Source organism: Allokutzneria oryzae, from assembly GCF_042429765.1.
GTDB lineage: Bacteria > Actinomycetota > Actinomycetes > Mycobacteriales > Pseudonocardiaceae > Allokutzneria > Allokutzneria oryzae.
Genome location: NZ_JBHLZU010000018.1, coordinates 18,906 through 38,200, shown reverse-complemented (window position 1 = coordinate 38,200; position 19,295 = coordinate 18,906). Strand labels below are relative to the sequence as shown.

The window sequence follows — 19,295 nt, the reverse complement described above, 5'->3', positions numbered from 1 at the left end:
GGTGCACGCCGGGCGTGGAGAAGCTCGTTGGCGGGACACTACGACGCAGAAAGACAAGAACCGCGTTGGTCGTGACCAACGCGGTTCTGAGTCGTCCGCTCAGCGGGTCTTGGTGACCTTCAGGAGGCCACGCGGGCTGTCCGGGTCGCCACCGCGAGCGAGCGCGAGCCCGAGCGCGAGGCGCTGCAACGGCAGGATCTCCAGTACCGGAGACAGCTCCTCCGCGCACACCGGAACGTCAATCCGCAGTGCTGCGGCCACATCCGCCGACGCCGAGCCGACCGCGCACACGTCGGCGCCCCGACCCCGCACAACCTCAAGGACCTCGCGCATCGCCTCTCCGCCCTTGCCCGCGCTGGTCACCGCGAGCACAGCGGTCTCACCGTCCACCGCGGCCACTGGGCCGTGCAGCAAGTCGGCGCCGCTGTAGGCACGTGCAGCGAGGTAGCTGGTCTCCGCGAGCTTCAGGGCTGCCTCGGCCGCGCTGGCGTAGGAGTAGCCACGGCCCGTGGCGAGGATCCGCTCCACGAAGCGGTAGCGCTGCACGGCCTCCGCGACCGCGACCTCGGAACCATCCAAAGTGGACTGCGCGAGTGATCCGATCTCCAGCGCGGACTCCGCCTTCCCGCCCCGGATCGCGTCCACGAGCAGGTACAGCGCGAGCAGCGTCGTGCTGTAGGTCTTCGTCGCAGCGACCGCCAGCTCCTTGCCGGCGCCCACGTCCACCGACAGCTCGGCGACCTGGTTGAGCGGCGAGTCGCTGGTGTTGGTCACCGCGACGGTCAGCGCGCCACGGCGGCGGGCCGACTCGGTCACCTCGACCAGGTCGGGCGAGCCGCCGCTCTGGCTGACCGTGATCAACAGGACGTCGGTGAGGTCCGGCTGCGCGCCGTAGAGCGTCGTGGTCGACGCGGACACCAACCCCGCAGGCAGCTGGAGCAGCACCTCGATCAGGTACTTGGCGTACAGCGCGGCGTGGTCGCTGGAGCCGCGGGCGGCGAGCAGGACGAAGCGCGGCTTGCGGCGGTTGATCTGCTCGGCGATCGCCGCGATCTCAGCGGCCCGGCGCACCAGGTTGTCGAACAGCACCGGCTGCTCGGCGATCTCTGCCGTCATGTGACGGCCCGGCGCGTTGGTGGTGTGGCTGGTCATCGGCTGTCCTCCCCCGCCGCGTGCGCGGCGAGCAGCTCGGCGGCGGCGCGCAGGCACACGTACGAGCCACCGTGGGTGTCGATGCGGGCGGCACTGCCCAGGTCGGGACCGGGGACGCCCGTTTCCACGTGCACCAGGTCTAGACCAATCTTAGCTAGGTCCGTGACCAGATCGCGAGCTTCAGGATGCCTCTGGGCGTCCCGCGTCACAACCACAACGGGCCGGCCCCGTGCCGCGGCGAGCACCTCGGCGGTGCCCCGGCCGGTGGTCCGCAGCACCTCGGTGCCCGGGACCAGCTCCGACAGGTGCGGTCCCAGGCCCCACGGAACCGGTCCCGCGGCGATCGTCGGGGCCACCTCCACGTCCACCACCAGCGGTGGAGCCGTCAGGTCGAGCGAGCCGGTCACCCGCAGCGCCCGCCGGGCGGCGAGCATGCCGAGCGCGGGGTCCCACGTGCCGTACGGCGTGACCGGCCCGCCCAGCGCCCGCGCCCGCTCGGCCGCCTCAGCCAAGCGTTCCTCCGGGAGCCTGCCCGCGCGCACGGCAGCGACGAGCGCTTCGGCCAGCCGGTCGACGATCTCCGCGTCGGCCAGCTCGCCGCCGACGCACAGCACGTCGGCTCCGGCCAGCAGTGCCTGGACCGCGCCGTCGGAGATCCCGGCGGTCCCCGCCACCGCGCCCATCTCCAGCGCGTCGGTGATCACCGCGCCGGTGAAGCCGAGCTCGCCGCGCAGCACCTCCGTCAGCGCCCTCCGGTTCGTCGTCGCCGGTTCCGGACCCCACTCGGGAACGACCAGGTGGCCGCTCATGACCGAGCGCACGCCCGCGTCGACCGCTGCGCGGAACGGTACGAGCTCGGTCTCCCACAGCTCCTGCTCCGTCCGCGGCAGCACGGGAAGCGTGTGGTGCGAGTCCACGGTGGACGCGCCATGGCCGGGGAAGTGCTTGGCGCAGGCCGCGATCCCCGCGCTCTGCATGCCGGACACATAGGCGGCGACATGCGCTGCCGCCCGGTGCGGGTCGGAGCCGAACGCGCGCACCCCGATGATCGGGTCCTCCGGGGTGAGCGTGAGGTCGGCGGACGGGGCGAGGTCGACGGTCACGCCGCACGCCGCCAGCCTGCCGCCGAGGGCCGAGGCGACCGCCGAGGTGAGGCCGACGTCGTCCACCACGCCGAGCGCGAGGCTGCCTGGCACCAGCGAGCCGGTCGCCGCGTCGAGCCGGGTGACGTCGCCACCCTCCTCGTCGATGCCGACCACCACCTCGGGCCGCTCGGCGCGCAGCCGCGCGGTCAGCGCCGCCACCTGCTCGTCGTCGGTGACGTTGCGGGCGAAGAGCACCACGCCCCCCAGACCCTCCGCGACCCGCCGCAGCACCCAGTCCGGGGGTGTCGTGCCGAGGAAACCGGGCAGCAGAACGGAATCCACGAGCTGCCGAAGCTCCATAGCGGAGTTATCCCTTCACGGCGCCGGCGGTCGAGCCGGCGACCAGGTTGCGCTGCACGATGAGGAAGAACGTCAGCACCGGGACCGCGAAGACCACCGAGGCCGCCATCGCGCCGCCCCAGTCCGTGCCGAACGCGGTCTTGAACGACGACAGCCACACCGGCAGCGTCTGGTTCGTCTTGTCCCGCATGAACACCAGCGCGTAGAGGAACTCGTTCCACGCGGTGACGAAGGCGAACACCGACGTCGAGACCAGCGCCGGCCCCAGCAGTGGCAGGGTCACCCGGCGGAACGCCTGCCAGCGGCTGCACCCGTCCACCATCGCGGCCTCCTCCAGCTCGGCCGGAATCCCGTTCACGAAGCCACGAAGGGTCCAGATCGTGAACGGCAGGGTGGTCGCGAAGTAGACCAACAGCAGCGATGGCAACGTGTTCAGCAGGTCCAGGTCCCGCATCATCAGGTACATCGGGATCAGCAGCGCTTCGAGCGGTGCCATCTGGGCGATGAGGACCAGCAGCAGGAAACCCTTGCGGCCACGGAACTTCAGCCTGGACAACGGGATCGCGGCGAGCAGCCCGGCGACCAGCGCGAGCAGCACCGCGCCGATGGTCACCACCAGGCTGTTGGTCAGGAAGTTGCCGAAGTTCGGCTTGGTGACCGCGGTGACGAAGTTGTCGAAGGTGAACTCGAACGGGACCAGGTCGTAGCGCGAGCTCAGCACCTGGCCGCTCGGCTTGAACGCGGTCGAGATCATCCAGTACGTCGGGAAAGCGAACAGCGCGGCGATCAGCAGAGCCAACGCCGACAAGGAGAATCGCTTCACAGTTCCTCCTTGCCGGAACGCAGCAGCATGCGCAGGTACTGCGCGGTGAACACGACCAGCACCAGCGTCATCACGACGGCGACCGCGGCGGCGACACCGAAGTGGCTGCTCGCGATGCCCTTGAGGTACTGCAGCACCGGCAGCGTGGTGCTCCCGCCGTCCGGGCCGCCCTCGCGGATCGCCCAGACCTGCGCGAAGACCTTGAAGTCCCACAGCACCGACAGGAACGTCGACATGGTCACCAGCGGCGCGATCGACGGCCAGGTCACCGCGCGGAAGGTCTGCGGCGCGCTCGCGCCGTCCATGCCCGCTGCCTCGTAGAGGTCACGCGGCACCGACAACAGCCCGGCGTAGAGGGTGAACGCGATGAACGGCACGGCCTGCCAGATGATCAGCAGAGCGATCACCACCAGGGTGGACGCGCCCGTCGCGAACCACGAGTGCCCGGCGAAGGAGTCGAAACCCAGCAGCACCAACGTCTTGTTCAGGATCCCGTACTGCTGGTCGAAGATCCACTGGAAGACGGTGGTCGCCGCCAGGATCGGCACCGCCCACGCCAGCACCAGGGTGATCTGCAGCGTGATGCGCACCTTCGGGCCGATGTGCCGCATCAGCACCGCGATGCCCAGCCCGGCCAGCATCGTCCCGGCGACGCACCCCGCGGTGAACAGCACCGTCCGCAGCGTGATGCTCCAGAACTCCGGATCGGCCATCACCTCGGCGTAGTTGTCGAATCCGGTCCACACCACCTCGCCCCGGACCAGCTCCCCGAGGTCGAGCTTGCGGAAGCTGATCAGGACCACCTGCAGCGCCGGCCAGCCCAGCATCACCAGCAGCGCGAGCACCGCGGGAGCGAGCAGCAGGTACGGCAGGACGCGCTCACCGACAGGGCGGCGCCTGCGCACAGCGGGAGGCGCCGGGGGGACGGATCCCGCCGGCGCCACCGCGTTGACCGTCGCGGTCACGGCCGACTCAGCCGAGCAGGCCGTTGAGCTTGGCCGCCGCGTCCGCTGTCGCCTTGGTCGCGTCCTTGGCGCCGGTGAGGTACGCGGTCAGCATGTCCTTCAGCGGGTTCTGGCCCTCCTCGACCGTGCTCCACTTGGGGCTGGCCGGGACGGCCTTGCCGTTGCGCGAGGCTTTGGCCATGGCGGCGCCGAACGGGGTGGCCTCCAGCTCGCCGGTGTCCTTGGAGGTGCCGGGCACCATGCCCGCCTTGGCCAGCTGCGACTGGTACTTCGCGCTGGTGATCAGCTTCAGGTAGTCCTTGGCCAGGTCGGCGTTCTTGGTGCCTGCCGGAATGGCCAGGTTGGAGCCGCCCTGGAAGACCGGCGCGGTGCTGCCCGCGTTCTTCGACGGGATCGCGAAGGCCGCGGAGTTCTTCTTGATGTCCGGGTTGGTCTTGGCCGCGGTGTCGACCTCCCACGGCAGGCCGATGATCATGCCGACCTTGCCCTGGCCGTAGACGCCCGCCTGCTCCGGCTTCTGCTCGTCGGCGTCCTTCGGGGCCTTGGTGCCGGAGACCTCCACGAGCTGCTTGTAGAACTCCAGCGCCGACTTGACCTGAGCGGTCTCCAGCGTGGCGGTGAACTTCTCGCCCTCCTGCTTGGCGATGTCACCGCCCTCGTCCCAGATGAACGACAGCAGCGAGTACCAGTTCTGCCCCGCCAGGTACAGCGGCTGGAACTCGGGGTCGGAGGCGTTGGCCGCCTTCAGCTTGCGGATGGCCTCCAGCCACTCCTCGCGCGAGGTCGGCTCCTTGATGCCCGCCTTGTCGAAGAGGTCCTTGCGGTAGATGACCTCGCGGTTGGCCGCGTAGAACGGCACGCCGTACTGCTTGCCCTGCCAGGCCCCGGACTGCTTGAGGCCCTCCAGCCACTGGCCGCCGCTGAGCTCGCTGACGTCCGCGGAGACGTCGGTGAGCACGCCCTCCTTGGAGAACTTCGGGTTCTGCGTGTTGCCGAGCTCGACGACGTCCGGGGGTTCGTTGCTGGCCAGCGCGGTGGTCAGCTTGTCCTGGATGCCGGTCCACTGCTGGATCTCGTACTTGACCTTCACACCGGGGTGCTTGGCCTCGAACTCCTTGTGGAGCTCGTCGGTCAGCGACGTCGGTGCCGACCCGTTCATCAACCACACGGTGAGCGAGCGCTCTCCGCCCGCGGCGTTGTTCTGTCCGGAACCGCCGCCACACCCGGCCACGGTCAGGGCCACCGCCATGGCGCCCGCCGCCGCTTTTGCCCAAGCCTTCACTGATGCCGCCCTTCACAACAGCCCGGCCACGGTGTCCACACGCGACGAGATCGGCCTGGGACTGTCTCGCCACAGTCCCGCTGCCCCGACGGCCGCCCGTCACGCCTGATCAGTGGCCAGGCGAACAGAAGTGGTGTAGACCAATGCGTGCAGAGTGGTCCGGACCACTCGGGCATGTCAAGGCAGTTGCCAAGACGTTGTAAAGCCGAGCGCCGGAGGGGTTCCACCGAGGACGGCGCTGCTTAGGGCATGCTTGTCAAGAAGAGAACCGGGTTGTGTCGATGCCATGGAAGGGAGCGGGAGGCCATGCTTGACGCGACGTCGTCGGAAGCCGGGGTGAACCCCCGGACCCAGCGCGAGCCGAAGTACTGGGGGCTCAAGCGCCACCTGCTCGACCTGCTGCGCTCGATGCCGCCGGGCTCGCCGATCCCGACCGAGCGCTCACTCGCCTCGGACTTCGACGTCTCGCGCACCACGGTCCGGCAGGCGCTCGCCGAGCTGACCGTCGAGGGCAGGCTGCTGCGGGTCCAGGGCAAGGGCACCTTCGCCGCGGCGCCCAAGGTCGCCCAGCGGCTGCAGCTGTCCTCCTACACCGAGGACATGCGCGCCCAGGGCCGCCAGCCCGCCTCCCGGCTGCTGGAGTCCAGTGAGCAGCCCGCCGAGGCCGAGCTCGCCAGGTTCCTCGGGGTGCGGCCGGGCGCGAAGGTGCTGCGCCTGCGGCGCCTGCGGCTGGCCGACGGCGAGCCGATGGCCATCGAGACCACGCACCTCGCGCTCGGGCGCTTCCGGGGGCTGCGCCGCTACGTCGGCGTCGGCGGCTCGCTCTACCAGGTGCTGCGCGAGCGCTTCGGCGTGGAGATGGCGCACGCCGACGAGACGATCGAGACCGCGCTGGCCACGCCGGAGGAGGCGGAGCTGCTCGGCGCGGACATCGGCCTGCCGATGCTGCTGCTGTCCCGGCACTCCTTCGACACCGAGGGCAACCCGGTGGAGTGGGTGCGCTCGATCTACCGGGGCGACCGCTACAAGTTCGTGGCGCGGCTGAACCCGCCGGCCTCCGGCTGAGGCGGACAATGCCCGTATGAGCGCGGGCACTCTCACCTGGGGTTCGCCCCAGGCCAAGGCGGTACTTGCCACCACCATCCTCGGCTCCGGCATGGCCATGCTGGACGGCACGATCGTCAACGTCGCGCTGCCCGTGATCGGCCGCGAGCTGGAGGCCTCCGTCGCCGGGTTGCAGTGGATCCTCGACGGCTACCTGCTCTCCCTCGCCGCGCTGATCCTGGTGGCCGGGTCGCTCGGGGACATCTTCGGACGCAGGCGGGTGTTCGTGGTCGGCACGATCTGGTTCGGCCTCGCCTCCCTGCTGTGCGGCCTCGCGCCGACGACGGAGCTGCTCGTGGCGGCCCGCGTCCTGCAAGGCGTCGGCGGCGCGCTGCTCGCGCCCGGCGCACTGGCGATCCTCCAGTCGGCGTTCCGGCGGGACCAGCGGGCGCGGGCGATCGGTGCGTGGTCCGGTCTTTCCGGTGTCGCAACGGCTGTCGGTCCGCTGATCGGCGGGCTGCTGATCCAGGCGGGCTCGTGGCGGCTGGCGTTCCTGATCAACCTGCCGCTGGCCGCGGTGTGCGTCTGGCTGGCGGTCCGGCACGTCCCGGAGTCCAGCGACCCGGAGGCCGCCCGCCGCCCCGACGTGCTCAGCGCCGTTGTCGGAGCCCTCGGGCTCGCCGGGGTGACCGCCGCGCTGGTGGAGGCTCCAGTGCGGGGTGTGAGCGACCCGTTGGTGCTGGTCGGCGGCATCGGCGGGCTGGTCGCGATGACCGTCTTCTGCGTGCTGCAGACCCGGCGCGCGGTGCCGCTCGTGCCGCCAGGGCTGTTCGCCAACCGGACGTTCCTGCTGTCCAACGCGCTGACCCTGGTGGTGTACGCGGCGCTCGGCTCGATCATGGTGCTGCTGGTGCTCCAGCTCCAGGTCTCCCTCGGCTACTCGCCGACCGCCGCCGGGCTGGCCGGGCTGCCGATCACCGGGCTGATGCTGGTGCTCTCCGCCCGTTCCGGGAAGCTCGCGCAGCGCATCGGCCCGCGCCTGCAACTGGTCGTCGGACCGTTCCTGATCGCGGCGGGCATCGCGCTGCTGCACCTGGTGACGCCAGGCGCGAGCTACCTGACGGGGGTGCTGCCGGGGCTGATCGTGTTCGGCTTCGGTCTGGCCGCGGTGGTCGCTCCGGTGACCGCGACGGTGCTCGCCGCCGCTCCGGACCGGTACGCGGGAGTGGCGTCAGGGGTGAACAACGCGGTGGCGCGGACCGGCACGCTGCTGGCGGTCGCGGTGCTGCCCGCGGTGGCGGGACTGACCGGTGACGCCTACACCGACCCGGTGGCGATGACGGCGGGTTGGCAGGTCGCGCTCGTGGTGTGCGCGGTGCTCGCGGCCCTGGGCGGAGTACTGGCGCTCGGCATCGACAACTCCGTGCTCGGTTCCGAGGAGCAGCCCGCCGAGGTGCCTGAGCAACCGCGGCCAGGAGAGTGCCTGTCCTGCGGGGTGGAAGGTCCACCCACCCACGTCCGCAACCCAGTGAACAAGCCAGTTTGACGTTCACTGGGTTGCGTGCCCGCAGGTCAGACGAGTCGTGCGAAGAGGTCGGCGTCCATGTTGCCGCCGCTGACCAGGACGACGGTCCGGCCGCGCGGCAGCTCGTCAGCCCGGTTGAGGTAGGCCGCGACCGGGACCGCGCCGCTGGGTTCGGCGACCAGTCGCGCGTTGTGCGCCAGCCAGCCGACGGCCGAGGTGATCTCGTCTTCGCTCACGGTCACGATGTCGTCCACGCGAGCCGTGAGGTGCGCGAGGGTCCGCTCGGACAGGTAGCTGCGCAGACCGTCGGCAATGGTGCGACCGCGCTGCTCGGCGGTCCACCGGTCCAGGGTGCCGGAGCGGAAGCTGGCCTGGGCGTCGGCGGCCAGCTCCGGCTCGACGCCGATCACCTTCGCTCGGGGGCACAGGGCCTTGACAGCGGTCGCCACGCCGGAGAGCAGCCCACCGCCGCTGACGGGGACGAGCACGAGCTCGACCTCCGGCAGGTCCTCGGCGATCTCCAGCCCCGCCGTGCCCTGGCCCGCGATCACGTGGGGGTTGTCGTAGGGCGGGATCATCGGCAGCCCGCGCTCCCGGGAGATCGTCTCCGCGGTCTCCTGGCGCACCGCCAGCTCGCACTGCACGATCTCGGCGCCGTGCCGCCGCGCCGCGTCGATCTTCGCTTGCGGTGTGCCGTAAGGGACCACGACCACCGAGGGCACGCCGACCACCTTCGCGGCGTAGGCGAGCGCTTGCGCGTGGTTACCGCTGGAGTGGGTCACCACCCCGCGTTCGCGCTCTGCGTCCGACAGGCGCAGCAACGCGTTCACCGCACCCCGGATCTTGAACGCGCCCGTGGGTTGCAGGCTTTCCGGTTTGATCCACAGTGGACGGTCGGAATCCCCTGCGAGACAAGGCAGGAGCGGCGTTCGCACCGCGGTGCCGCGCAGGAGCTCCGCCGCGGAACGGATGTCGTCGATCGTGATCAGCTCGGGCATGGCCCCATCATCTCCTCATGGTGGCCGCGCTCACGTGCCGACAACCCTTCACGCCGTGTTCCCGTCCACGTTGGTGGGAAGACAAAGAGGGCGAGCGAGAGAGCGGACGAAGACGGCGCGTGGGGCGATGAGCGAGGAAACCAAAGGAACCAAGGGAACCAAGGAAGAGCGCAAGCTGGACATCACGACCACCAAGGTGGTCGCGGGCGCGCTGGCGGCGGTGACGGCCGCCGTGCTCGGCGCACAGCTCGGCGTCGCGGGAACCGTGATCGGCGCGGCCCTCGCCAGCGTCGTCAGCACCATCGGCGGCGCGCTCTACCAGCACTCCCTCGACCGCAGCCGGGACGCGGTCCGCACGAAGATCGCCACCAGCAGGACCGCTGAGAAGTCGCTCGACGCTCCCAGCGCCACGATCGACCTCAACGCCCCTTTCACACCGGACGACGCGCCGACCGAGGTGATGGCCAAGCCGGGGGCGCGACGCGAGCCGTGGTGGACCCGGCGGCGCTGGCAGGTGGTCGCGGCGACCAGCGCGCTGGCGTTCCTGCTGGCGATGGCCGTGGTCACCGGGATCGAACTGATCGGCGGCCGGCCGCTGTCCGGCAACGGCTCCGGCTCCACCATCGGCAAGATCTTCCAGGGCGGCTCCACCGAGCGCCGCGACCGGGATCAGCCCGTCGAGCAGCCGTCGCCGACCAGCGAGAAGCCCGAGACCAGCTCGCACCAGCCGCCGCCGACCACCTCCATGGCCCCGACGACGACCGCGCCGCCGACCACCACCGCGCCGCCGGTCACCACGATCAGGCCGTCGACCACGGCCCCGCCGACGCGAGCGACGACCCAGCCCGGCGGGAACGAGCCCCAGCAGGAGGGCTGACGCGCGTTGCCTGTCAACACGCTGGACGACGTGAACAAAACGGACCTACCGGCTAGTGCTCGACGCTCCCTACGAAAGTAGGGATATGACACGACACGCCGCGAAAGCGCGTGAACTGACATCTGTTGCCCCGAATGGCGGATACCAAGCGCGGTCACGGCTACATAACGTCCCCCAAAAGTGATTCAGCTCTCACTGTGAGTCACCGTGCGAGTGCAGCTCTGCTCACCAGGAGGACGTCGCATGGGCCATCACGGCCTCGCAAGCCAGCGTCGCGACCGGCCGCGCCTCACCCCTGCGTGGCATGTGCCGACCTCCTAGCTCGAGATCTTCCGCGGGCGCCCCCTGCCCTGGCCCGCGGATGAACCCTGCAGCAAGAGGGAGATGTCATGAAGCCGAAGAACGCGGTCCGCTTCGTCGGAACCGCTCTGCTGGCCATCGGGTCGGCGGCGGCCCTCACCCTTCCGGCGGTGGCCGCCGAGAGTGACTCGGTCGCTTCCCCGGAGATGCTCACCGCGATGCAGCGCGACCTGGGCCTGACCGCCCACGAGGCGAAGGCCAGGGCCGCGAACGAGATGAAGGCGGCCGAGACCGAGGCCGGCCTGCGCGGCGTGCTCGGCGACAGCTACGCCGGCGCCCACTTCGCCAACGGCAGCTCGAAGCTCACCGTCTCGGTGACCGACGCGGCCAAGGCCGACGCGGTCCGCGCGGCCGGTGCCGACGTCCGGCTGGTCGCCCGCAGCGCCGCCCAGCTCGACGCGGTCAAGACCACCCTCGACAAGGCCGACCAGCACGCCAACGGCGTGAGCGGCTGGTACGTGGACACCGTGAACAACCGCGTCGTGGTGACCGCGAAGGTCACCGCGGACGGTGAGAAGTTCGTCAAGGCCAGTGGGGTCGACGCCAGCGCGGTCACCGTGCAGCAGAGCGACGAGACCCCGGTCCCGCTCTACGACACCCGCGGCGGCGACGCCTATTACATGGGCGGCGGCCGCTGCTCGGTCGGCTTCTCCGTCCAGGGCGGCTACGTCACCGCCGGTCACTGCGGCACCGTCGGCACCGCGACCCAGGGCTTCAACCGGGTCGCCTCCGGCAGCTTCCGCGGCTCCAGCTTCCCCGGCAACGACTACGCCTGGGTCGGCACCAACTCCAACTGGGTCTCCCGTGGCGTGGTGAACCGCTACAACGGCGGCACCGTCGCCGTTGGCGGCTCCACCGAGGCGGCCGTCGGCGCGTCGATCTGCCGCTCCGGCTCCACCACCGGATGGCGCTGCGGCACCATCCAGGCCAAGAACCAGACCGTCCGCTACCCCCAGGGCACGGTCAACGGCATGACCCGCACCAACGCCTGCGCCGAGCCGGGTGACTCCGGTGGCTCCTGGCTGTCCGGCAACCAGGCCCAGGGCGTGACCTCCGGTGGGTCCGGCAACTGCACCTCCGGCGGTACGACCTACTTCTACCCGGTCAACCCGATCCTCTCGCGCTTCGGGCTGCGCCTGGTCACCAGCTGAACGAGCTGATCACGGGGAGGGGCCAGACCGCCGCCCTCCGGCGGCGCCTGCCCCCACGAAGAGCACCCACGGGAACCCTGCACCCGTGGGTGCTCTTCTTTGTGCGCTGCGTGCCCGAAGAGCGACCTAAGTGAGATGGATTAAAAACTTTTAGCCCAAAAGGGTGATAGCAGGGGTTCATATGTTGCACAGAGTCGCATAGCTTGCCGCCAGACGGGCTAAGGCTCGGTCCACCTGACGGAAGGACGACTCGGATGTCTCGACGCACCGCGACTCGTGCCCTCGGCGTCGCACTGCTTGTGACCGCTACCGCTGGTTCCCTCTCCGCGCCCGCCTTCGCGGTCGACAACACCTCGCCGAACGGCGCAGTCCTCTCCGCGATGCAGCGGGATTTCGGCCTCTCCGCTGAGCAGGCCAAGCAGCGCGTCCGCCAGGAGACCGACGCCGCCCAGGTCGCGGCCCGCGCCAGCGCGGACGCGAGCTACGCGGGCTCGTGGATCGAGTCCGGCAAGCCGGTCGTCGCCGTCTCCGACCCCGCCCGCGCCGACGCCGTCCGCGCCACCGGCGCGGAGGTCCGGGTCGTCCGCGGCAGTCGCGCCCAGCTCGACGGCGCCAAGGCCGAGCTCGACCGCCGCACCAGCTCCTCGCCAGCCGAGGTCGGCAGCTGGTACGTGGACGAGCCCACCAACTCCGTCGTCGTCACCGTCACCAAGGGCAAGCGCTCCGCGGCCACCGAGAGCTTCGTCGCCGAGGCCGCCAAGACCGGCCAGAACGTCCGCGTTGAGGAGACCGAGGGAGTCGCGGTCGCCACCAGTGACCTGGTCGGTGGCAACGCGATCTACATGGGTGGTGGCACCGCGGGCCGCTGCTCCGCGGGTTTCGCCGCGAAGACCTCCTCCGGCGAGCCGCGGCTGGTCACCGCGGGCCACTGCTCCAAGCCCGGCCCGGTCGTCGCGCTCGGCAACCTGGGCATCGGGGAGTTCGTGAACACGAACTGGAAGGACGGCAACGACTTCGCCGCCGTCGCCGTGAACCCGCTGACCTGGACCGTCCAGCCGCTGGTGAACCAGTGGGACGGCAACAACGTCACGGTGAAGGGCTCGGAGGAGGCCCCGCTCGGCGGCACGGTCTGCAAGTCGGGCTCCACCACCCAGTGGACCTGCGGCACCATCCGTGCCCGCAACGTCACCGTGAAGTACGGCCAGGCCGACGGCTCCACCGTGGTCGTGCGTGGCCTCACCCAGTACACCGCCTGCGTCGAGCAGGGCGACAGCGGTGGTTCCAACATCTCCGGCGACCAGGCGCAGGGCCTCACCAGCGGCGCGCGGCTGAAGGACGTCAACGGCAAGCTCCGCTGCTACGCCAACGCCGAGCCCGGCATGAACTCGGTGTCCTGGTTCCAGCCGATCAACGAGGCGCTGAAGGAGTACAGCCTCACGCTCGTCACCGGCTGAGCCGCTCCAAGACGGAAGGTTGCCCCAGCGCGCACTGGGGCAACCTTCTTCTATTGCGCTGTCTCGCTCAACAACCGGTTCACCTGTCCGACAAGAACCCGGAAGTCGGCAGGTGCCACCGTGAGCCATCCACGGAGTTCTTTGATCAGGTACCGTCCGTGCGCGGTATCGAAGTAGGACACCACGTGATCGCCTCGCCGCCGGATCCCGTTGCGCCCCAACACAGTCACGCCGAACTGTCCACTGCTGTGCCGGTCCTTGACCATCAACGCGAACTGTTCCGAGTCTTCAGTACGCACCCCAAGCCGGATGAGCTCGGAACAGAGCACGCTCTCCGAAGTACCGGCCACCGAGGCCGCCGTGGCGACGACATCACTCGGCACACAAACGGAACTGCCCGGCCCCGAAGAGGCTGCGGGCAACATTCCAACGGCAGCACGGCACATGTCGTACGGGCTGATCTCGGCGATCCGCACGCGATCGCCGCTGAGCACAGCGATCACAGCGTGCTCGTCGTCGGTCGCCGCCAGCGCCCGAACCATCGGCAGGCGCGCGTCCACTGAACGCGACGGCCGCGCGAGTACCCGTAGCGCGTGCTCCAAGCCGTCGGCGTCAATCCCGCTCAGTTCCTCCAGCGCCGCATGGACCACGGCCCGCCGCTGGGCCTCTTCGACACCAGCGGGCATGACCAGCAGCTCGGGCGGCATGTCCGGCAGGTCGAGCCGCTCCCACGCGACCTGAAAGGCCGACGCGGACATGCCGAACTCACGCTGAGTCTCGGTGAACACGGCTTACCTGTCGTCGGTGTGCTCGCCGATGACCGCCGGAGCGACCAACGGCAACTCACCGACGATGTCCTCGATGATCGAGTACTTCCGCGTGTGCTCGGAGTCCTCCTCGCGCTGCGCCTGACCGAGCGCGGACTGCATGAACGACTGCCCCGGCTTGCCGGAAGCACCACGTGCGACGGCGCCTTTACCCGCTGGCGCGTTGCGAGGTGCTGGCATGGCCTTGTTGTTCGGCCCGCCGACCGGGACACCGCTGGCCCCACCGGCAGACCTACCGACGCTTCCAAGCCCACCAGCGCCACCGAAACTGTTACCAGCCATGGGGATTCCGGCGAAACCGCCCGGCGTGCCAACCGCCCCGCCAGCGGTGATGGGTGACGCGCCCTGACCCATTACCGGCGGCGGTGTGACCGGCATCGGCGCGGCCTGCTGCTGCTCGACTCCGCCAAGATCGAGGTTTCCGCCGTGATCGTCCGGTACAGGAACCGCGTTGACGGACTGCTCGCTGGTGTAGCTGGTGTCGGTGCTGCCGCCCCGGAATCGAGGAGCTGGGCGGGAACCCCCGCCTCCGATGGGCGGACGCGGTGCGGGAACGGGCGCATCCGGCACGTCGACGCTGACCTCCGGCGGCGGGTTGTACGCGGTGAAACCGCCCACCGTCCCGGCGGAGCTCTTCGAGTAGGTCTCCATGACCTCGGCGGCCCGCAGGTGCGCCTGTTGCGCCACGGCCTCATGGACGTGCCGGTCAACGGGAATGGTGAGGAACCCCGCGAGTGACTTGATCAGTTCGCCGCCCGGCATCGGTGGCACAGGCTCTGGCTTGGGCATGCTGTTGCGCGCCTGCGCGTAGTGCCCCATCTGCGTCGTCGTCGACGAGCTCCGGCTCCTGGACGCTTCCCCGGCATGGCCCGCCCACGGCGAGAACTGCTCGATCCTGTCCGCCGCGGAGCTGGCCGCGATGCCCTCCCAGGAGATCTTGAGATCCCGGAGTCCCTGCTCCAGCCTGCTGCGGATGGCGACGAACTTCGCCTCCATCGCGCGATAGGTGGCTTCCGCGCTGTGCGCCCCCGCCACCCCCGGGCCGTTGTGGATGTCGTCGTAGAGCTTCTGGTGCGGAATCGCCAACCAGTTGATGTTGACGTCGAGTTCCTCGGTCATCACGTCCCCCTCAAGCCGTGTGGTTCCGTCAGCGCATCGCCATCAAGGTGGTGACCGCCGCTTCCGCCCCCTGTTTCGCCTTGGCGCAGACCTGCTCCCGCGTCAGGCGTTCCTTGTCAATACTCTTGTCGAACATCGTGTGCAGCACCTGTCCCTTGGCGACATCCACCACGATCGTGCAGAAAGGGTCGAGGTGAGAAGCGAGTGGGGTGAACATTTCACGAGCTCGAAAGCCGATGATGTCGAGATCGCGTAGTTCTGCGTTGATGTTCTTCTTGGCAAAAAAGTCGATTCCTGCGTTTTTGATCAAAGTGAACGAGAGACCTGATCGGTCGGCCCAGGCTGAGTAGTTGCATACGGAGCCGTTTTCAAACATCGTACTCGTCGCTGGTCGTCCTGGTGCATCGATAGCGAATGTGCGTTGCTGCTCGGATGTGAGCAACTGACACGGATCGACCTTGTCGAGTGGTAGATCTCGCGGGCGCTGTACGGTAGGCGGCGTGTCTTGTGGCGGCGATGCGTTGCCGCCGACGGCCTGTTGGCAAGCGGTGCAGATCATCGCGAGAGCGGCAGCGCTGGCAAGCGTTCGCGTCACTTTGTTGTCAAACACGTGCGCCACCGCGGAAGCTGGCTCGGTTGTTCGCCTCAAGCCTGCGGTAATGGGCCAACGTTGCCTCGAGTTTGTCGACTATTGCTGCTAGTTGATTTCGAAAAGCCTGTACAGCTCCCAGCGCGGAATCTGTGCCGTCCATGCCCTTGCGGCTGAGGACCTCGGCCACCTTTGCGCTCACCCTATCGGCGGCCATCGACAGGAACTGCAGCGTGCCCCGCGACTCCTTGAGCAGGTCGTCCACGTCGTCGCGTGCCTGTTTGAACAGGGCTATGGCTGCTGGGAGCTTGTCCCGGTCGACGTGGAGTCGGTTGGTCGCGACCGCGTAGGGCGATGGCGCGCCGCTTTGGTCATGGTGTTTCCCCCCGTTGTTGCCCATGGGCGGAGTGTAACAATGGTGAGTGCTTTCGCAAACGGTGTATGACCTGGTCGGGGGCAGATTGAGGGGAACTACCTAGATGGCGCTGATGGTCGGGCTGTCCGCTGCGGGTCATGTCCCCCTCAAGTGGTGTGGTTTCGTCAGCGCATCGCCATCAAGGTGGTGACCGCCGCTTCCGCCCCCTGCTTCGCCTTGGCGCAGACCTGCTCCCGCGTCAGGCGTGGTGTGTTACCTCTCTCGCTGAACATCGCGTGCAGAACCTGATCTTTGGCGGTGTCCACCACCACTGTGCAGAAGGCCCAGAGCTCGGGTGCCAACGGAGTGAACATTTCACGCGCCCGAAAGCCCCTGATGTCGAGATCACGCAGTTCTGCGTTGACGTTGTTCTTGGTGAAGAAATCAATCCCCTTGTTCTTTACCAAGGTGAACGAGACGCCGGTGCTCTGAACTTCGGACGAGTAGTTGCACACGGGTCCGTTGTCGAACGTTGGGCTCGTCTCCGGTCGCCCTGGTGCGTTGATCGCGAAGTCGCGTTGCTGCTCAGGCGTGAGCAGCTGACATGGAGCAACTTTGTCGAGCGGTAGGTCTCGCGGTCGCTGAGCAGGAAGAGGTGCGGAGGGCAATGTGGATGCCTCGCCGTCAACGAGCTGCTGGCAAGCGGTGCAGGCGATCGCCAATGTGACCGCGCTGACGAGCGTCCGCACTGTCTTGTCAAACATTCGTGCCACTGCGGATACCGTCTCGGTTGTTCGCCTCGAGCCTGTGGTAATGGGCCAGCGTCGCCTCGAGCTTTGTCACGATGTTTTTGAGCTGTGTGTGGAACTGTTGCATGGTTCCCAGTGCGGAGTTGGTCCCTCCCATCCCCTTGTGGTTCAGGACCTCGGCGACCCTTGTGCTCACCCGGTCGGCGGCCATCGGACGCATCTGGATGTTCCTGCCTGATTCGCTCAGCAGCTCATCCATCTCGTCGCGTGCCTGTTTGAACAGGGCTATGGCTGCTGGGAGCTTGTCCCGGTCGACGTGGAGTCGGTTGGTCGCGACCGCGTAGGGCGATGGCGCGCCGTTCTGGTCATGGTGTTTCCCCCCGTTGTTGCCCATGGGCGGAGTGTAACAATGGGGAGTGCTTTCGCAAACGGTGTATGACCTGGTCGGGGGCAGATTGAGGGGAATTACCTATACGAAGTCGGTGGCTTGGTCTCCGCCGTGCGCAAGCGGGATGCGAAGTGTTCGGCGGCCGCTTTGGGGTCGGCGGCTTCGGTGATCGCGCGGACCACCACCACCCGGCGGGCGCCTGATTCGATCACTTCGTCCAGGCGGGTCTCGTCGATGCCGCCGATGGCGAACCACGGGCGTTCGTGGTTGCGCTGCCCCGTGTGGCGGACGAGGCCCAGGCCCGCGGCGGGGCGGCCCGGCTTCGTCGGGGTCGGCCAGCACGGACCGGTGCAGAAGTAGTCGACGCCAGCCTCGTGGGCCGCGTGGTCGGACTGCTCGGGGTCGTGGGTGGAGCGGCCGATCGCCACGTCCTCACCGAGGACCCGCCTCGCCCATGCCACCGGCAGGTCGTTCTGGCCGAGGTGGAGGACGTCCGCTCCGGCGGCGAGAGCCACGTCGGCGCGGTCGTTCACCGCGAGCAGCGCGTCGTGGCGGGTGCACGCCTCCGCAAGGACCTCCAGCGCTTCGAGCTCCTGCTTGGCCTCCAGGTTCTTGTCCCGCAGCTGGATGATGTCCACTCCGCCCGCGAGTGCGGCGTCGGCCAGGTCGGCGAGGTCGCCTCGTTCCGTTCGCGCGTCGGTGCACAGGTACAGGCGCGCCGCCTGGAGCTTGCGGCGGATCTCCTTGCCATCGCGTAGGGGCATTCGGTCACAGTACAAAGCCGTGCCGGGGGAGCGGGTATGGTGGGAGGCGGTCCGCACGGGAGCCTGGAAAGACCGGGCTGAGAGGGAGTCTGGCGACTCCGACCGTCGAACCTGATCCGGGTAATGCCGGCGCAGGGAGCGTGAGGTCGTGTCCAGTGGTGCGCGTGGTTCGGTCGCCGTCGTGGGCGGTGGTGTCATCGGCCTGTCCGTGGCGTGGCGGGCGGCTTCGGCGGGGTTCGCCGTCACGGTGTTCGACCCCGCCCCCGGTGCGGGGGCTTCCGCTGTCGCCGGAGGCATGCTGGCGCCGGTCACGGAGGCGTGGCCCGGTGAGGAAACCCTGCTGGAGCTGGGATCGGAGTCGTTGCGGCGCTGGCCCGGCTTCGCCGGGGAGCTGGCGGCGGCGAGCGGAAGGGATCCCGGGCTGCGTGCTGAGGGCACGCTCGTCGTGGCCGTGGACGCCGCCGACCGGGCCGAGCTCACCGCGTTGGCGGAGTACCTCGGCACGCTGGGGCGGGACACGGAGGCGCTGACGGGGCGCCAGGTCCGCGCGCTGGAGCCCGCACTCGGGCCGTCTGTCCGAAGTGGACTGTCCGTCCCCGGGGACCTCGCGGTGGACAACCGGATGGTGCTCGCCGCGCTGCTGGCGGCCTGCGGGGAGATCGACCGGGCAGAGGTCGCCGAGGTCGGGCCTGGGACAGTGCGGCTCACCGACGGGGCCACGAGGGGCTTCGACACGGTTGTGCTCGCCGCGGGTGCGTGGAGCGGCCGGTTGTACGAGCCGTTGCGGCAGGTGGTGCGGCCGGTGAAGGGGGAGATCCTTCGCTTGCGCGCCACGAGGTTCACGGTTCCTCCGCCCACCAGGACCGTGCGCTGTTCGGTGCAGGGCAACCACGTCTATCTGGTGCCACGTGACGACGGTGGGCTGGTGGTGGGTGCGACGCAGTACGAAGCCGGGTTCGACACCGTGGTCACAGCCGGTGGGGTTCGCAACCTGTTGCGGTGGGCCGAACAGGTGTTGCCGTCGATCTCGGAGTACGAGTTCGTCGAATGCGCCGCCGGGCTTCGGCCGGGAAGCAAGGACAACTTGCCGTTGATCGGCGAGCTCGAACCCGGACTGCTTGTCGCGACAGGGCATCACCGCAACGGCATGCTGCTCGCGCCGATCACCGCCGACCTGGTGCTGTCCTGCTTGCTCGGCGAGAAACCGCCTACTGGAGGAGTGCTGTGAGGATTCGGCTCAACGGCAAGGAAACTTCGGTCGAAGTCGGGAGCACGGTGGCTGATGTGGTCGCGTCGCTCGGGGCACCGAGCTCCGGGGTGGCGGTCGCGGTGGACGGTGACGTGGTACCCCGGGGCGCGTGGGCGGAGACGCCCGTGCGTGACGGGGCGGTCGTGGAGGTTCTCACCGCGGTGCAGGGAGGTTGAGGC

General features: G+C 69.1%; 20 protein-coding genes and 1 riboswitch. Of the genes, 7 read left to right on the top strand and 13 right to left on the bottom strand.

All coding sequences use genetic code 11. From position 1 onward, the window contains the following. Positions 1-99: 99 nt before the first annotated feature. From ACFFQA_RS19295 to ACFFQA_RS19275, 5 genes are read right to left on the bottom strand one after another with little or no spacing between them, the layout of a single operon-like run. Positions 100-1,152, bottom strand: a complete 1,053-nt coding sequence (locus tag ACFFQA_RS19295; RefSeq protein WP_377853811.1) for an SIS domain-containing protein — start codon at positions 1,150-1,152, stop codon at positions 100-102. Further along, positions 1,149-2,597, bottom strand: coding sequence for a glycoside hydrolase family 3 protein (locus tag ACFFQA_RS19290; RefSeq protein WP_377853808.1), 1,449 nt, complete (start codon positions 2,595-2,597; stop codon positions 1,149-1,151). Before ACFFQA_RS19290 ends, ACFFQA_RS19295 begins: the two co-directional genes overlap by 4 nt. A gap of 7 nt (positions 2,598-2,604) precedes the next feature. Next, positions 2,605-3,420: a carbohydrate ABC transporter permease gene (locus ACFFQA_RS19285; RefSeq protein ID WP_377853805.1), complete on the bottom strand. Its 816-nt coding sequence runs from the start codon at positions 3,418-3,420 to the stop codon at positions 2,605-2,607. Next, positions 3,417-4,385 (bottom strand): carbohydrate ABC transporter permease, encoded by a 969-nt coding sequence (locus ACFFQA_RS19280; RefSeq protein ID WP_377853803.1) that lies wholly within the window; start codon positions 4,383-4,385, stop codon positions 3,417-3,419. The genes ACFFQA_RS19285 and ACFFQA_RS19280 overlap by 4 nt, the downstream gene beginning before the upstream one ends. Before the next feature lie 7 nt (positions 4,386-4,392). Next, positions 4,393-5,667, bottom strand: coding sequence for an extracellular solute-binding protein (locus ACFFQA_RS19275; protein WP_377853800.1), 1,275 nt, complete (start codon positions 5,665-5,667; stop codon positions 4,393-4,395). Between the two features lie 306 nt (positions 5,668-5,973). Here ACFFQA_RS19275 and ACFFQA_RS19270 point away from each other — a divergent pair, with 306 nt between their 5' ends. Together ACFFQA_RS19270 and ACFFQA_RS19265 are read left to right on the top strand one after the other, a co-directional pair. Then, positions 5,974-6,732, top strand: a complete 759-nt coding sequence (locus ACFFQA_RS19270) for a GntR family transcriptional regulator (RefSeq protein ID WP_377853797.1) — start codon at positions 5,974-5,976, stop codon at positions 6,730-6,732. Positions 6,733-6,748: 16 nt separating this feature from the next. Then, positions 6,749-8,257 carry an MFS transporter gene (locus ACFFQA_RS19265; RefSeq protein ID WP_377853794.1) on the top strand — a complete coding sequence of 503 codons (1,509 nt, stop codon included), beginning with the start codon at positions 6,749-6,751 and terminating at the stop codon, positions 8,255-8,257. A 26-nt stretch (positions 8,258-8,283) separates the two neighbouring features. Here the strand turns inward: ACFFQA_RS19265 and ACFFQA_RS19260 are convergent, their stop codons facing one another. Next, positions 8,284-9,234: a threonine ammonia-lyase gene (locus ACFFQA_RS19260; RefSeq protein WP_377853791.1), complete on the bottom strand. Its 951-nt coding sequence runs from the start codon at positions 9,232-9,234 to the stop codon at positions 8,284-8,286. Positions 9,235-9,361: 127 nt separating this feature from the next. On the opposite strand from ACFFQA_RS19260, the gene ACFFQA_RS19255 reads away from it, so the two are divergent. The 3 genes from ACFFQA_RS19255 (at position 9,362) to ACFFQA_RS19245 (ending at position 13,076) form a co-directional block, all read left to right on the top strand. Then, entirely contained in the window at positions 9,362-10,111 is a 750-nt protein-coding gene (locus tag ACFFQA_RS19255) for a hypothetical protein (RefSeq protein WP_377853788.1), read from the top strand. A 389-nt stretch (positions 10,112-10,500) separates the two neighbouring features. After that, positions 10,501-11,622: a S1 family peptidase gene (locus ACFFQA_RS19250; RefSeq protein ID WP_377853785.1), complete on the top strand. Its 1,122-nt coding sequence runs from the start codon at positions 10,501-10,503 to the stop codon at positions 11,620-11,622. Positions 11,623-11,876: 254 nt separating this feature from the next. Further along, positions 11,877-13,076, top strand: coding sequence for a S1 family peptidase (locus ACFFQA_RS19245; RefSeq protein WP_377853783.1), 1,200 nt, complete (start codon positions 11,877-11,879; stop codon positions 13,074-13,076). 50 nt (positions 13,077-13,126) lie between these two features. On the opposite strand, the gene ACFFQA_RS19240 is transcribed toward ACFFQA_RS19245, so the two are convergent. The 7 genes from ACFFQA_RS19240 to thiE form a co-directional block, all read right to left on the bottom strand. Continuing rightward, positions 13,127-13,864, bottom strand: coding sequence for an ESX secretion-associated protein EspG (locus ACFFQA_RS19240; protein ID WP_377853781.1), 738 nt, complete (start codon positions 13,862-13,864; stop codon positions 13,127-13,129). Between the two features lie 3 nt (positions 13,865-13,867). Further along, positions 13,868-15,022, bottom strand: a complete 1,155-nt coding sequence (locus ACFFQA_RS19235; protein ID WP_377853779.1) for a PPE domain-containing protein — start codon at positions 15,020-15,022, stop codon at positions 13,868-13,870. Between the two features lie 28 nt (positions 15,023-15,050). Continuing rightward, complete coding sequence (locus tag ACFFQA_RS19230) at positions 15,051-15,632, bottom strand: DUF3558 domain-containing protein (RefSeq protein WP_377853776.1); 582 nt, start codon at positions 15,630-15,632, stop codon at positions 15,051-15,053. Next, positions 15,625-16,011 carry a hypothetical protein gene (locus ACFFQA_RS19225; RefSeq protein ID WP_377853773.1) on the bottom strand — a complete coding sequence of 129 codons (387 nt, stop codon included), beginning with the start codon at positions 16,009-16,011 and terminating at the stop codon, positions 15,625-15,627. The genes ACFFQA_RS19230 and ACFFQA_RS19225 overlap by 8 nt, the downstream gene beginning before the upstream one ends. 140 nt (positions 16,012-16,151) lie before the next feature. Then, a complete protein-coding gene (locus ACFFQA_RS19220) occupies positions 16,152-16,730 on the bottom strand; it encodes a DUF3558 domain-containing protein (protein ID WP_377853771.1) in 579 nt (192 codons plus the stop codon). Beyond that, positions 16,723-17,109, bottom strand: coding sequence for a hypothetical protein (locus ACFFQA_RS19215; protein WP_377853768.1), 387 nt, complete (start codon positions 17,107-17,109; stop codon positions 16,723-16,725). The genes ACFFQA_RS19220 and ACFFQA_RS19215 overlap by 8 nt, the downstream gene beginning before the upstream one ends. Before the next feature lie 71 nt (positions 17,110-17,180). After that, entirely contained in the window at positions 17,181-17,867 is a 687-nt protein-coding gene (gene thiE / locus ACFFQA_RS19210) for a thiamine phosphate synthase (protein ID WP_377853766.1), read from the bottom strand. Positions 17,868-17,912: 45 nt separating this feature from the next. Further along, a riboswitch (TPP riboswitch) is annotated at positions 17,913-18,022 on the top strand. Between thiE and thiO the strand changes: the two genes are divergently transcribed. Next, positions 18,016-19,095, top strand: a complete 1,080-nt coding sequence (gene thiO, locus ACFFQA_RS19205; RefSeq protein WP_377853763.1) for a glycine oxidase ThiO — start codon at positions 18,016-18,018, stop codon at positions 19,093-19,095. It overlaps the preceding riboswitch by 7 nt. Continuing rightward, on the top strand, positions 19,092-19,292 hold the full coding sequence (gene thiS / locus ACFFQA_RS19200; protein WP_377853760.1) for a sulfur carrier protein ThiS: 201 nt from the start codon (positions 19,092-19,094) through the stop codon (positions 19,290-19,292). The genes thiO and thiS overlap by 4 nt, the downstream gene beginning before the upstream one ends. The last annotated feature ends 3 nt before the right edge of the window (positions 19,293-19,295 follow it).

What these genes read in the sequence shown, in the direction of transcription:
- ACFFQA_RS19245 (WP_377853783.1), top strand. Translation starts at nt 11,877, where the DNA reads ATGTCTCGACGCACCGCGACTCGTGCCCTCGGCGTCGCACTGCTTGTG.
- ACFFQA_RS19225 (WP_377853773.1), bottom strand. Translation starts at nt 16,011, where the DNA reads ATGGGCAACAACGGGGGGAAACACCATGACCAAAGCGGCGCGCCATCG.
- ACFFQA_RS19295 (WP_377853811.1), bottom strand. Translation starts at nt 1,152, where the DNA reads ATGACCAGCCACACCACCAACGCGCCGGGCCGTCACATGACGGCAGAG.
- ACFFQA_RS19265 (WP_377853794.1), top strand. Translation starts at nt 6,749, where the DNA reads ATGAGCGCGGGCACTCTCACCTGGGGTTCGCCCCAGGCCAAGGCGGTA.
- thiE (WP_377853766.1), bottom strand. Translation starts at nt 17,867, where the DNA reads ATGCCCCTACGCGATGGCAAGGAGATCCGCCGCAAGCTCCAGGCGGCG.
- ACFFQA_RS19215 (WP_377853768.1), bottom strand. Translation starts at nt 17,109, where the DNA reads ATGGGCAACAACGGGGGGAAACACCATGACCAGAACGGCGCGCCATCG.
- ACFFQA_RS19220 (WP_377853771.1), bottom strand. Translation starts at nt 16,730, where the DNA reads ATGTTTGACAAGACAGTGCGGACGCTCGTCAGCGCGGTCACATTGGCG.
- ACFFQA_RS19260 (WP_377853791.1), bottom strand. Translation starts at nt 9,234, where the DNA reads ATGCCCGAGCTGATCACGATCGACGACATCCGTTCCGCGGCGGAGCTC.
- ACFFQA_RS19290 (WP_377853808.1), bottom strand. Translation starts at nt 2,597, where the DNA reads ATGGAGCTTCGGCAGCTCGTGGATTCCGTTCTGCTGCCCGGTTTCCTC.
- ACFFQA_RS19270 (WP_377853797.1), top strand. Translation starts at nt 5,974, where the DNA reads ATGCTTGACGCGACGTCGTCGGAAGCCGGGGTGAACCCCCGGACCCAG.
- ACFFQA_RS19250 (WP_377853785.1), top strand. Translation starts at nt 10,501, where the DNA reads ATGAAGCCGAAGAACGCGGTCCGCTTCGTCGGAACCGCTCTGCTGGCC.
- ACFFQA_RS19235 (WP_377853779.1), bottom strand. Translation starts at nt 15,022, where the DNA reads ATGACCGAGGAACTCGACGTCAACATCAACTGGTTGGCGATTCCGCAC.
- ACFFQA_RS19255 (WP_377853788.1), top strand. Translation starts at nt 9,362, where the DNA reads ATGAGCGAGGAAACCAAAGGAACCAAGGGAACCAAGGAAGAGCGCAAG.